Here is a 12,414-nt window from a genome sequence, read left to right on the forward strand (position 1 = left end):
CCGGGCCAAGCCCGGGCATGACGGCGTTTTGGCGGGGAGGGCGTTCCGGCCTCAGTCCCGCGTCCACGGGCGGAAATGCTTGGACAGCTTCAGCCCCTGCGCCTGATAGTTGGAGCCCAGCCCCTCGCCGTAGAGCGTCGTCGGGCGCTCCAGCATCCGCTCATAGACGAGGCGGCCGACGATCTGGCCGTCCTCGAGAATGAACGGCACCTCGCGCGAGCGCACCTCCAGCACGGCGCGGGCGCCTCGCCCTCCCGCCGCGTCATGGCCGAAGCCGGGGTCGAAGAAGCCGGCATAGTGCACGCGGAATTCGCCCACCAGCGGATCGAAGGGCACCATCTCCGCCGCGTGGCTGGGCGGCACGTGCACGGCCTCCTTGGAGGCGAGGATGTAGAAGGCGTCGGGATCGAGCACCAGCTCGCGCCGGCCGCGCGTGACCAGCGGCTCCCAATAGTCCTCGACCTCGCAGGCGGCGCGGCGGTCGACGTCGATCAGGCCGGTATGGCGCTTGGCGCGGAAGCCGAGCAGCCCGCCGAAGCCCTCGCCGGAGAGATCGACGCTCACCGCGATGCCGCCGCCGGCAATGTCCGCCGCCGGCGCGTCGACCAGCTTCTGCGCGCGGTTCAGTGCCCCCAGCGCCGCCTCGTCGAGCCGGGCGTCGCCGCGCCGGAAACGGATCTGCGACAGGCGCGAGCCGCGCCGCACGAGGATCGGGAAGGTGCGCGGGCTGATTTCGAGGTAGAGCTTGCCCTCATAGCCGGCGGGCACGATGTCGAAGGCGCGCGAGCGGTCGGCGATGACGCGGGTGAACACGTCGAGCCGCCCGGTGGAGCTTTTCGGATTGGCCGAGGCGGCGATGTCGCCCGGCAGCGCTAGCGCTTCCTCCAGCTCGACGAGATAGACGCAGCCCGTCTCCAGCACCTCGCCGTCGGTCAGGTCCAGCCGGTGCAGCGCCAGCCGTTCCAGCCGGTCCGCCACGGTCTCCGCCGGGCCGGGCAGGAAGCTCGCCCGGATGCGCCAGGCGGTGGGGCCGAGCCGCAGGTCGAGGCTCGCCGGCTGCACCTGGTCGGTGTCGAAGGGGCGGGCGGTCAGGATGGCGCGGCGCTCGGCCAGCGCCTGAATCGCATGGCCGGGCAGGATGCCCTCGCCGGTCAGACCCGAATCCGCCACGCTCGTCGCTCCGCTGATGATCGCTTTCCCAGTCGCACCGTTCGCTTTACCGGACGCGCCCCTTGACGCCAAGTCCGGCACGGGAGTAAGCCCGGCTTCCGAACGTGGTCATTTGAGCCGGCCGGCTTGCCGCCACGCTAAACAAGGTTGCTAAAAAGGCCGGGGCCGCGCAGCACTGCGCGTGAGCGACCCCGGTAAGGCATATGATACCGGAGCCGCCGATGACCGAGAATGTGAAGCTTTCCCCCGCCGAGATCGCCCAGCTGCGGCCCGACACCCGCCTCGTGCAGGGCGGCATCCTGCGCTCGCCCTTCGGCGAGACGGCGGAGGCGCTCTATCTGACGCAGGGCTATGTCTACGACACCGCCGAGCAGGCGGAGGCCCGCTTCAAGGGCGACGATCCCGGCTTCATCTATACCCGCTATTCCAACCCCACGGCGGCGATGTTCGAGACCCGCCTCGCGCTGCTGGAAGGCGCCGAGGTGGCCCGTGCCACGGCCTCCGGCATGGCGGCGGTCACGGCGGCGCTGCTCTGCCAGCTCAAGGCCGGCGACCATGTGGTGGCGGCGCGCGCGCTGTTCGGCTCCTGCCGCTATGTGGTGGAGGAATTGCTGCCGCGCTTCGGCATCGCCTCGACGCTGGTCGACGGCACCGATTTCGCGGCGTGGAAGGCGGCGGTGCGGCCGGAAACCCGGGTGTTCTTCCTGGAGAGTCCGACCAACCCGACGCTGGAGCTGGTGGACATCGCGGCGGTGGCGGAAATCTCCAAGGCGGCCGGCGCCTGCCTCATCGTCGACAACGTGTTCGCCACGCCGATGCTGCAGAGCCCGCTGGCGTTGGGCGCCGACGTCGTCGTCTATTCCGCCACCAAGCACATTGACGGGCAGGGCCGGTGCCTGGCCGGCGTGGTGCTGTGCTCGGAAAAATTCCTCACCGACCATCTCCAGACCTTCCTGCGCCAGACCGGCCCCTCGGTCTCGCCCTTCAACGCCTGGGTGATGCTCAAGGGGCTGGAGACGCTGCCGCTGCGCGTCGAGCGCGCGCAGGCAAGCGCCGGCACCCTCGCCGACCGGCTCGCCGCGCTGCCCGGTGTCTCCAAGGTCATCTATCCCTGGCGCGCCGACCATCCCCAGCACGCGCTGGCCAGGCGCCAGATGCGGGGCGGCGGCACGCTCGTCACCTTCGAGGTCGCCGGCGGCAAGGCGGGCGCCTTCCGCTTCCTCAACGAGCTGAAGGTGGTGCGCATCTCCAACAATCTCGGCGACGCCAAGAGCCTGATCACCCATCCCGCGACCACGACGCACCAGCGCTTCACTCCCGAGGCGCGGGCGGAGATGGGCATTTCCGACGGCATGGTGCGCCTCTCGGTCGGCCTGGAGCATGTCGACGACCTGACCGACGACGTCGTCCGCGCGCTGAAGGCGGTGTGAGGCAGGAAACCCCGGAGTAACCCCCGGCCCCTCGCTCCGGCGGAGGGCCGGCGCCCCCTCCGCTGCCCATTTGCCTGACGTCTGGCGGCTGTCCCCAGAAGGATCGCCGCAAAACGTCCTCGTGATACCTCCGGCCTTGCCCTGAAGGGGTGAAAGCCCTTCATTAGCAGCGGGGACGAAGCGGGGGGCGACAGGAGGCAGGCGCATGTACCGGGCGACGACGAGGGGCGTGCAGGTGACGGTGACACCGCGCTTCGCGCCGGAGCGCTCGGACCCGGAGCGTGGCCAGTATTTCTGGGCCTACACCATCGAGATCGTGAATCTCGGCGCCGATACGGTGCAGCTCAAGTCCCGCCACTGGATCATCACCGATGCGCTCGGCCGGGTGCAGGAGGTGCGCGGTGCCGGCGTCGTCGGCGAGCAGCCGGTGCTGCCGCCGGGGGCGCATTTCGAGTACACCAGCGGGGTGCCGCTGCCGACCTCCACCGGCATCATGGAAGGCAGCTACAACTTCACCACCCGCGGCGGTGATGCCTTCGACGCCGAGGTGCCGGCCTTCTCTCTGGACATGCCGGGCGAAACGCGCACCCTGAACTAGCGGGCGACGGCTCCCGCTTCCGGCCGTCCGGCGAAGCAGCTATGGTGGGCCGAGCCTCCGGGCGCCCCTGAAGTCATGCCACCGAGCGTCCCACCGTGCTGAACGGTTCCTGCATCCCGTGATCGACCTGCGCCCGATCGCTGCCATTCTCGGCGTCCTGCTCGCCGTCCTCGGCACGACCATGATGATTCCGGCGCTGGTCGACCTGATCGCCGGCCAGCGCGACGTCGTCATCTATGCCGCCGCCGCCGTCATCACCGCCTTCGTCGGGCTGTCGCTCTGGCTCGCCGGCCGGTCGGGCGAGGTGGAGCGGCTGGACCTGCGGCAGGCCTTCGTGCTGACCACGGCGAGCTGGGTGGTGCTGTCGGGCTTCGCCGCCATCCCCTTCATGTGGACGGAGACCGACCTCTCCTTCACCGACGCCTATTTCGAGGCGATGTCGGGGCTCACCACCACCGGGGCGACGGTGATCGCCGGCCTCGACAACCGGCCGCCGGGCATCCTGATGTGGCGCGCCTTCCTGCACTGGTACGGCGGCATCGGCATCATCGTCATGGCCATCGCGCTGCTGCCGATGATGCAGATCGGCGGCATGCAGCTCTTCCGCGCCGAGTCCTCGGATAAGCAGGAGAAGATGCTGCCGCGCGCGGCGCAGATGGCCAAGGGCATCCTCGGCACCTACCTCGTGCTCACCTTCGCCTGCGCCGTCGCCTATGCCTTTCTCGGCATGAGCGTGTTCGACGCCATCACCCACGCCATGTCGACCATCTCGACGGGCGGCTTCTCCACCCACGACGCCTCGATCGGCTACTTCAAGAGCCCGGCCATCGAGTATGCGGCGATCTTCTTCATGCTCGCCGGCTCGCTGCCCTTCGTGCTCTATGTGCGCGTGCTGGCGGGCGATTTCAGCCGGCTGCTGGCCAATGCCGAGGTGCGGCTGTTCTTCTCGCTGGTGGTGCTGTTCAGCCTGGTCTCGATGGTGGAGCAGGTGCGCGGCGGCATCGCCCAGGGCGAGACGGCGCTGCGGCAGGCGCTGTTCAACGTGGTGTCGATCATGTCCACCACCGGCTTCGTGGCGGCGGACTTCACCCATTGGGGCCCGCCGACCGACGCGCTCTACTTCATCCTGCTGTTTCTCGGCGCCTGTACCGGCTCGACGGCGGGCGGCATGAAGACCTTCCGCATCGCCATCCTCGGCTCGGCGCTGGCGCAGCACCTCAAGCGGGTGATCTATCCGAACGGCGTGTTCCCGGTGCTCTACGGCGGCAAGCCGATCGGCGACGACGTGGTGGCCTCGGTGCTCTCCTTCGCCTTCCTCTATCTGGCGAGCTTCATGGCGATTGGCATCGTCCTCAATTCGCTCGGCTTCGACATGGTGACGGCCTTTTCCGCCTCCATCACGGCGGTGGCGAATGTCGGTCCGGGGCTGGGGACGGTGGTCGGGCCGGCGCAGAATTTCGCCAGCCTGCCCGAGCAGGTCGTCTGGCTGCTGTCCTTCGGCATGCTGATGGGCCGCTTGGAGCTGTTCACCGTCCTCGTGCTGTTCCTGCCGAGCTTCTGGCGCCGCTGACGGCCCCTCGCACCGGCGGAAAAGAGCTCTGGATTCAACGATCTGGCGCATTCTCCAGTTGGGCGGCGCGGCAGAAGCCTCTATGCTGGGCGCCTGAGCGAAACGGGGACCCATCATGCTGGCCGGACGAACGACGACCGAGGAACTGCTTGCCTATCTGGTCGCCTTCGACACCACGAGCCGCAACTCCAACCTCGAGCTGATCGCCTTCGTGCGCGACTATCTCGCCGCCTTCGGCATCGAGAGCGTTGTGGTGCCCAGCGAGGCCGGCGACAAGGCGAGCCTGTTCGCCACCATCGGCCCTTCCGGCGTCGGCGGCGTCTGCCTGTCCGGCCATTCGGACGTGGTGCCGGTGGACGGCCAGCCCTGGACCTCCGATCCCTTCACCCTGACGCCGAAGGATGACCGGCTCTATGGGCGCGGCTCCTGCGACATGAAGGGCTTCATCGCCGCCTGCCTCGCCATGGTGCCGGACATGGCGGCCGGCCGGCTCTCCACCCCCATCCACCTGCTGGTCTCCTATGACGAGGAGGTCGGCTGCACCGGCGTGGTGCCGGCGGTACGCCGGCTGGGGGGCGATCTTCCCTTGCCTCGCGCCTGCATCGTCGGCGAGCCGACCTCGATGCGGGTGGTGGACGCCCACAAGTCCGGCATCGCCTATGTGACCACGGTGACCGGCCGCGAGGCGCATTCCTCCATGCCGCAGCTCGGCGCCAACGCCATCTTCGCCGCCGCCGAGCTGGTCGGCGAGCTCGACCGCTACCGCGCCGAGCTGGTCGCCGCCGGCGATCTCTCGGGCCGCTTCGACCCGCCGAATACCACGGTGCAGGTCACGGTCATCCAGGGCGGCACCGCCGGCAACATCGTGCCGCGCGACTGCGCGATCCGCTGGAACGTGCGCGGCCTGCCGGGCTTCGACGAGGACGCGCTGCTCGACCGCTTCGAGCGCTTCGGCCGCGAGGTGGTGCTGCCGAAGCTGCGGGAGACCGCGCCGGAGGCCGCCATCACCACCGACTTCATCTACAAGGTGCCGCCGCTGGCGCCGCAGACCGGCTCGGAGGCCGAACTGCTGGCGCTGCGCCTCGCCGGGCAGAACCGCACCTACACGGTCGCCTACGGCACCGAGGGCGGGCACTTCCAGGCGCAGGGCATTCCCACCATCGTCTGCGGGCCCGGCTCGATCGACCAGGCGCACAAGCCGGACGAGTTCATCGAGGTGGCGCAGCTGCGGGCCTGCGAGCGCTTCCTGAAGGGCCTCATCGCCGAGTGTGCGGGGTAGAGCCGACGGCGACCGGCAGAGCGCCGTCATGCCCGATCCCGACGTCGCGTGAGCGGAGGGGCGCTTACGCCCCGGCTTCCGCCTCGGGCTCGTCCCCGCCGACGATCTCCTCGGCCTTGAAGTCGTAGGTGCGCCCGCAGAATTCGCAGGTCACCGAGACCTTGCCGTCCTCCACGAGGCTCTCGCGCTCCTCGCGGGAGAAGCTGCCGAGCACGCCCACCACTCGCTCGCGCGAGCAGGAGCATTTGGCGACGACGCTCTCGGCGTCGAAGACGCGCACGCCGCGCTCGTGGAACAGGCGGAACAGCAGCCGCTCGCTCGACAGGTCGGCGTCGACCAGCTCGATGTCCTCCAGCGTGCCGATCAGCGACTGCGTCTCCACCCAGGCGTCGTCCTCGACCGCCTCGGGAATCTCGGTACCTTCCGGGGCGTCGCCCGGATGCAGGTCGGCCGGGCGCACGCGCCCGCCCTCGGTCGGCAGGAACTGCACCATCAGCCCGCCGGCGCGCCAGCTCGAGGCGGCGCCGCCCGGGCGCACCTCCTCGGCGACGGCGAGCCGCACGCGGGTGGGGATCTGCTCGGACTGGGCGAAATACTGGTGCGCGGCCGCCTCCAGTCCCTCGCCCTCCAGAGCCACCACGCCCTGGTAGCGGTTGACGCTCAGGCCCTGGTCGATGGTCATGGCGAGATGGCCGTGCCCGAGCAGCGCGCCGCTGTCGAAGCCGGCGCCGGCCGCCAGCCCCTTCTGCATCTCGGCCAGCTTGTCGGCGTCGAAGCGGGCATAGGCGCGCACGTCCTGCGGGGCGGAGAAGTCCACCACCAGCAGGTCGACCGGCCCGTCCGTGCGGGTCTGCAGGATGAAGCGGCCGCTGATCTTCAGGGTCGAGCCCAGAAGCACGGTCAGCGCCACCGCCTCGCCGAGCAGGCGCTTCACCGGCGCGGGGTAGTCGTGGTGGGCCAGCACCGCGTCGAGGCTCGTGCCGAGGCGCACGAGGCGCCCGCGCACGTCGAGCGCATCGACGTGGAAGGGGGTGACGCGGTCGTCCACCGCATGCGCGGCGGGCGAGCGGCTCTGGGTTTCTGTCTGTGATGTCATGTCGGCTCCGTCCGCCCATATAGGAGCGCGTTGGGAACTCTGCGAGGGGCCGTGCCTCCCCCGCCGCCGTCATCGGCGGCAGGGCGTTGCTGCAGTACGCGGCCGCCGCGCGTGGGCCGCGGGACACCGCGCCGCCGGCTCTCCGCCCGCTTCGCCGCGTCCCGGAAGGAGCCGCGCTCCGGGGTGGAGCGCGGGGTCGGGCTACGCCGCCGCGCCTTCCAGGCACCAGGCGAGGATGCCCTTCTGGGCATGCAGGCGGTTCTCCGCCTCGTCGAACACCACCGATTGCGGCCCGTCCATCACCTCGTCGGTGACTTCCTCGCCGCGATGCGCCGGCAGGCAGTGCATGAAGATGGCGTCGGGCGCGGCCCGGCGCATCAGCGCGCCGTTGACCTGGTAGGGGCGCAGCAGGTTGTGCCGGCGCTCATACTCGGCGTCGCCCATCGACACCCAGGTGTCGGTGACGACGCAGTCCGCGCCGTCCACCGCGGCCTCGGCGTCGTGGCCGAACGTCACCCGGGCGCCGTTCTGGTGCGCCCAGTTGATCAGCGCCGGGCGCGGCGACAGCTCGGGCGGAGTGGCGATGTTGAGCGCGAAGTCGAAGCGCTGGGCCGCGTGGACCCAGGAGGCGAGCACGTTGTTGGCGTCGCCCGTCCAGGCGACGGTGCGGCCCTGGATCGGCCCCTTGTGCTCCTCGAAGGTCATCACGTCCGCCATGATCTGGCAGGGATGGGAGTTGCGCGTCAGGCCGTTGATCACCGGCACGGTGGCGTGCTCGGCCAGCTCGGCCAGGGCGTCGTGGTCGAGGATGCGGATCATGATCGCGTCCACGTAGCGCGAGAGCACGCGGGCGGTGTCGGCGATGGTCTCGCCGCGCCCGAGCTGCATTTCCGCGCCGGTGAGCATGATCGTCTCGCCGCCGAGCTGGCGCATGGCGACGTCGAAGGAGATGCGCGTGCGGGTGGAGGGCTGGTCGAACACCATGGCCAGCACCTTGCCGGCGAAGGGCTTTTCGACCGCCACCGCGTGGCGTCGGCTCTTCAGGTCCTTCGACAGCTCCATCAGCGCGCGCAGCTCGTCGGCCGGCAGCAGGTCGAGGTCGAGGAAATGCTTCACGGCGGCGCTCGCCGCCCCGTTGTTCGCGTTCATGCCGCCGCTCCCTTCACGGCATCGGCCTTCAGGCCCTGTTCCAGCTTCGTGCAGGCGGCGTCGAGCCTGTCGAACGCCGCGTCGATCTCCGCTTCCCCGATGGTGAGCGGGGGCAGGAGCCGGACCACGTTCTCCGACGCCGCCGGGGCGAGCATGTGCTCCTCGCGCATGGCGGCGATGAGGTCGGTGTTCGGCACCACGGTGCGCAGGCCGATGAGCAGGCCCTCGCCGCGCACCTCGGCGATCACCGCCGGATGGCGGTCCTTCAGCTCGGCGAGCCTCTGGCGCAGCCGCGTGCTGGCGGCCAGCACGCCGTCGAGGAAGCCGTCGGCCAGCACCACGTCGAGCACGGCGTTGGCGACGCTCATGGCGAGCGGGTTGCCGCCATAGGTGGAGCCGTGCGTGCCGGCGGTCATGCCCTTGGCCGCCTCTTCGGTGGCGAGGCAGGCGCCGACCGGGAAGCCGCCGCCGATGCCCTTGGCGACCGCCATGATGTCCGGCGTGATGCCGGCCCATTCATGGGCGAAGAACTTGCCGGTGCGCCCGACGCCGCACTGCACCTCGTCGAGGATGAGCAGCAGGCCCTTCTCGTCGCAGAGCTGGCGCAGGGCGCGCAGGAAGGCCCACGGTGCCGTGCGCACGCCGCCCTCGCCCTGCACGGGCTCGATCAGGATGGCGCCGGTCTCCGGGCCGATGGCGGCCTTCACCGCCTCGAGGTCGCCGAACGGCACCTGGTCGAAGCCCGGCATGGCCGGGCCGAAGCCTTCCAGATATTTCGGGTTGCCGCCGGCGGCGATGGTCGCCAGCGTGCGGCCGTGGAAGGCGCCCTCGAAGGTGACGATGCGGTAGCGCTCGGGATGGCCGCTCACCGAATGGTACTTGCGCGCCATCTTGATCGCGCACTCCAGCGCTTCCGCACCCGAATTGGTGAAGAACATCGTGTCGGCGAAGGTCGCCTCGACGAGGCGCGCGGCAAGGCGCTCGCCGCCCTCGATGCGGAAGATGTTGGACAGGTGCCAGAGCTTGCCGGCCTGCTCGGTCAGGGCGGCGACGAGATGAGGATGGGCGTGGCCCAGCACGTTGACCGCGATGCCGGCGGTGAAGTCGAGATATCGCTGGCCGTCCTTCGTGAACAGCCAGGCCCCTTCGCCCCGCTCGAAAACGAGGTCGACACGATTATAGGTCGGCAGGATGGGGGTGATCACGTCGCCCCTCCCTCTCTCAACTTCGACGCGCCGCGCGGGCTGCGCCGGGTCCAAAAACGAAACGTGCCGCCCTTGCGGGGGCGGCACCCGATGCTGTGGATTTTATAGAATGAGGGCTTGCGGTCAATATTGCCGAGCCCGGCGGCGGGCGATTTGCCGCCGGGCTCGCGGGCCGCTCGCGGCCCCTTATTCCTGTTCCGCCTCGAAGATCCAGAGTTCCAGCGTCGGCTGGGGCTGGCCGGCCTGGTCGGTCATGCCGAGGAAGGCCGGGATGCGGCGCTGTTGCTCGACGTTCAGCGCGGCGACCAGCGGCCTGGCGGCGGCGACGATGGTCTTCAGGTCCTGCGCCCGCGAGGCTTCCGCGTCGGCGAGGCGTTCGAGCACGTCGAGGAAGTTCCCGGCGGCCGTCGCCTTGACGCGCGCGGCGGCGCGCTCGCCCGCGTCCTTCGACGCCTGCCGCAGCGCGGCTTCCAGCGGAGCCCAGAGCTTCTCCTGCTCGGGGGTGAGGCGGATCACCGTCTTCAGCGCCAGCAGGCGGGCGTCGAGCGCCGCCTGCGCGTCCTCGTCGCTGTAGAGGTCGACCAGCGGCGGGGGCGCTTCGGCGGCCGGCGGCGCGGCGGGCGCCTGGGCATGCGCGGCGGTGGAGAGGGCGAGCACGGTCGCGAGCGTCGCCAGAGAGATCGGACGTATCATGGGGGTGTCTCCGTTAGCGCGAGCGATCAGGGCTGGTAGCCGCCGCCGGGCAGCGGGCCGTGATAGGGGGTGTCGCGGCAATTGCCCCACGGCCCGCGCCAGAAGCCGGCCGGGCAGCCATTGCCCAGATAGACCGGCGCGCCGGCCGGGGCGGCGAAGCCGCCACCGGGCAGGGGCCCCACATAGGGCGTGTCGCGGCAGCCGCCCCACGGCCCGCGCCAGGCGCCGAAGCCGCAGCCCTGGGCGACGGGCGTCGCCAGCGAGCCGGCTTCCGGCAGCGCCGGGGCGAGGGGAGCGGCCGAGGCCGGAAGGGACAGAAACGCGCCGCCGAGGACGGCGAGCAGCGCGCAGGCGAGGGGACGCCCGGCCCGTGCGGGGCGGGTAGCGGAGTGCGGCGTCATGGGCTTCTCCGGGGTGGACTGAAAGGAAGCGGCGCCATGGAGACATGCGGCTCCGGAGGCGACAATTCCCCGAAGGGGTAGGCCCGTTCCGGCTCCGTTCCATCCCCTCCACGTCCGGACCGCCCCGGAGGCGCGGGTGCAAGCCGTTGATCCGACTCAGCTTGGAGTCGCACTGTTGCAGCGGGGACTCTAGCTGGGGAAAACGATCGTTTCGGACGTGAACCTACTCGCGGCGAGTCTGCGCATATTGTAGCCTCCCCCCAGTCAGATACGACATCTCGTGCGGCGGCATTCCCTAGTGGCGTTTGCGACGTGTAACCCGGTCGGGTGTTCCAGGCCGGAGGGGTGAGGGATTCCGTCTCTCGGTCGGCAGCGCGAAGGAGGTACAGCGATGAACTGGACGGACGAGCGCGTCGAGCTGCTCAAGAAACTCTGGTCGGACGGGCTCTCGGCGAGCCAGATCGCGGCCGAGCTCGGCGGCGTCACCCGCAATGCCGTCATCGGCAAGGTCCACCGGCTCGGCCTGTCGGGCCGCGCCAAGGCGGTTGCCTCGGCGGCGCCGCGCGCCCGCAAGCCGCGTCCGGCGCCCGCCGCCAGCATGCGCCCGGTGGTGCACGGCAACACGGCGCTGGCGCCGGTGATCCGCCCGGTCATCGAGCCGGAGCCGGAGGAGCTTCCGGATCCGATCGCCAACGTGATCCCGATGGCCGAGCGCTGCACCATCCTCGACCTCACCGAGTTCACCTGCCGCTGGCCGGTCGGCGAGCCCGGCAAGGCCGACTTCTTCTACTGCGGCAGCCGCACCAAGACCGGCCTGCCCTATTGCGCCTATCATTCCCGCATCGCCTACCAGCCGGTGCAGGACCGCAACCGCCGCCGCGTCGCGCGCTGAGCGCCCGCGTGCCGGATGGCCGTGCCCGCGGACACGGATCCGCGCCGTTACGGCGCATGACGATGGTGGTGCCGGGACGCCCGGCGCCATAATTGGGACCAACTTTACCGGCCCGGTCGTCCCATGCTCTTCCGCGCCTCCCAGCCCTCGCGACGCCAGACGCCCGCCGATGCCGAGCCCGGCCATTTCCGGCTGCGCCTGAGCGCGGAGGAGGTTCTCGTCCAGCTCCGCCGCAATCCGCGCGCCCGCCGCTACACGCTGCGGGTGCGGGCGGCCTCGCGCGACGTCGTGCTCACCATCCCGGCGCGCGGCACGCTGCGCGAGGCGTTCGACTTCGCGCGGCGCCACGCCGGCTGGGTGGAGACGCGGCTCGCCCGCCTGCCGGAGGTGGTGGCCTTCACGCCCGGCGCGGTGATCCCGCTGCGCGGCGCGCCGCATCGCATCGTCCACCGCCCCGGCATGCGCGGCACGGTGTGGACCGGGGCGGAGGAGGGCGAGCCGGCGCTCTATGTGGCCGGCGATCCGGCGCATGTGGCGCGCCGCGTCGGCGATTATCTGCGGCGCGAGGCGCGCAAGGACATCGTCGCGGCGGCGCACCGCCACGCCCAGGCGCTCGGCGTCTCCATCGCCCGCGTCACCCTGCGCGACACGGCGAGCCGCTGGGGCTCGTGCTCGGGCACCGGGGCGCTGTCCTTTTCCTGGCGACTGATCCTCGCCCCGCCGGAGGTGCTGGACTATCTCGCCGCGCACGAAGTCGCGCACCGGCGCGAGATGAACCACGGCCCACGCTTCTGGGCGACGGTGGACCGGCTGTTCCCCGCGCGCGACGCCGCCGAACTCTGGCTGAAGAAGCACGGCCCGGCGCTGCACCGCTACGGGGCGGAGTAGGGGCTTGCTCCCCCTCCCAATGGGAGGGAATGCAGAGGAATGC

Annotated in this window: 12 protein-coding genes and 1 riboswitch; of the genes, 6 read left to right on the forward strand and 6 right to left on the reverse strand. The window is 70.7% G+C overall.

The window, feature by feature from the left end; all coding sequences use genetic code 11:
• Positions 1–51 precede the first annotated feature (51 nt).
• Positions 52–1,170, reverse strand: coding sequence for a 2'-deoxycytidine 5'-triphosphate deaminase (locus tag STARVERO_RS21205; RefSeq protein WP_200837883.1), 1,119 nt, complete (start codon positions 1,168–1,170; stop codon positions 52–54).
• A 94-nt stretch (positions 1,171–1,264) separates the two neighbouring features.
• Positions 1,265–1,345: riboswitch (SAM riboswitch) on the forward strand.
• A 46-nt stretch (positions 1,346–1,391) separates the two neighbouring features.
• Here STARVERO_RS21205 and STARVERO_RS21210 point away from each other — a divergent pair.
• The 4 genes from STARVERO_RS21210 to argE all read left to right on the forward strand — a co-directional run bounded on the left by STARVERO_RS21210 (position 1,392) and on the right by argE (position 6,047).
• Positions 1,392–2,600, forward strand: coding sequence for an O-succinylhomoserine sulfhydrylase (locus STARVERO_RS21210; RefSeq protein ID WP_159601385.1), 1,209 nt, complete (start codon positions 1,392–1,394; stop codon positions 2,598–2,600).
• Between the two features lie 205 nt (positions 2,601–2,805).
• Complete coding sequence (gene apaG, locus STARVERO_RS21215; protein ID WP_144341750.1) at positions 2,806–3,198, forward strand: Co2+/Mg2+ efflux protein ApaG; 393 nt, start codon at positions 2,806–2,808, stop codon at positions 3,196–3,198.
• A 118-nt stretch (positions 3,199–3,316) separates the two neighbouring features.
• Positions 3,317–4,768 (forward strand): TrkH family potassium uptake protein, encoded by a 1,452-nt coding sequence (locus STARVERO_RS21220; protein ID WP_144341751.1) that lies wholly within the window; start codon positions 3,317–3,319, stop codon positions 4,766–4,768.
• 115 nt (positions 4,769–4,883) lie between these two features.
• On the forward strand, positions 4,884–6,047 hold the full coding sequence (gene argE, locus STARVERO_RS21225; protein WP_159601387.1) for an acetylornithine deacetylase: 1,164 nt from the start codon (positions 4,884–4,886) through the stop codon (positions 6,045–6,047).
• Positions 6,048–6,111: 64 nt separating this feature from the next.
• On the opposite strand, the gene STARVERO_RS21230 is transcribed toward argE, so the two are convergent.
• From STARVERO_RS21230 to STARVERO_RS21250, 5 genes are all read right to left on the reverse strand, one after another.
• Positions 6,112–7,143: an Hsp33 family molecular chaperone gene (locus tag STARVERO_RS21230; RefSeq protein WP_159601389.1), complete on the reverse strand. Its 1,032-nt coding sequence runs from the start codon at positions 7,141–7,143 to the stop codon at positions 6,112–6,114.
• A 201-nt stretch (positions 7,144–7,344) separates the two neighbouring features.
• Positions 7,345–8,292, reverse strand: a complete 948-nt coding sequence (argF, locus tag STARVERO_RS21235; RefSeq protein ID WP_159601391.1) for an ornithine carbamoyltransferase — start codon at positions 8,290–8,292, stop codon at positions 7,345–7,347.
• Positions 8,289–9,497 carry an aspartate aminotransferase family protein gene (locus STARVERO_RS21240; RefSeq protein ID WP_159601393.1) on the reverse strand — a complete coding sequence of 403 codons (1,209 nt, stop codon included), beginning with the start codon at positions 9,495–9,497 and terminating at the stop codon, positions 8,289–8,291. The genes argF and STARVERO_RS21240 overlap by 4 nt, the downstream gene beginning before the upstream one ends.
• 186 nt (positions 9,498–9,683) lie before the next feature.
• Positions 9,684–10,190: a Spy/CpxP family protein refolding chaperone gene (locus tag STARVERO_RS21245; protein WP_159601395.1), complete on the reverse strand. Its 507-nt coding sequence runs from the start codon at positions 10,188–10,190 to the stop codon at positions 9,684–9,686.
• A gap of 26 nt (positions 10,191–10,216) precedes the next feature.
• On the reverse strand, positions 10,217–10,591 hold the full coding sequence (locus STARVERO_RS21250) for a GCG_CRPN prefix-to-repeats domain-containing protein (protein WP_244616862.1): 375 nt from the start codon (positions 10,589–10,591) through the stop codon (positions 10,217–10,219).
• A 391-nt stretch (positions 10,592–10,982) separates the two neighbouring features.
• Between STARVERO_RS21250 and STARVERO_RS21255 the strand changes: the two genes are divergently transcribed.
• Both STARVERO_RS21255 and STARVERO_RS21260 read left to right on the forward strand, forming a co-directional pair.
• Complete coding sequence (locus tag STARVERO_RS21255; protein ID WP_159601397.1) at positions 10,983–11,483, forward strand: GcrA family cell cycle regulator; 501 nt, start codon at positions 10,983–10,985, stop codon at positions 11,481–11,483.
• Positions 11,484–11,606: 123 nt separating this feature from the next.
• Entirely contained in the window at positions 11,607–12,371 is a 765-nt protein-coding gene (locus tag STARVERO_RS21260; protein WP_159601399.1) for a M48 family metallopeptidase, read from the forward strand.
• Positions 12,372–12,414: the final 43 nt, after the last annotated feature.

Source organism: Starkeya nomas, from assembly GCF_902703545.1.
Taxonomy (GTDB): Bacteria; Pseudomonadota; Alphaproteobacteria; order Rhizobiales; family Xanthobacteraceae; genus Ancylobacter; species Ancylobacter moscoviensis.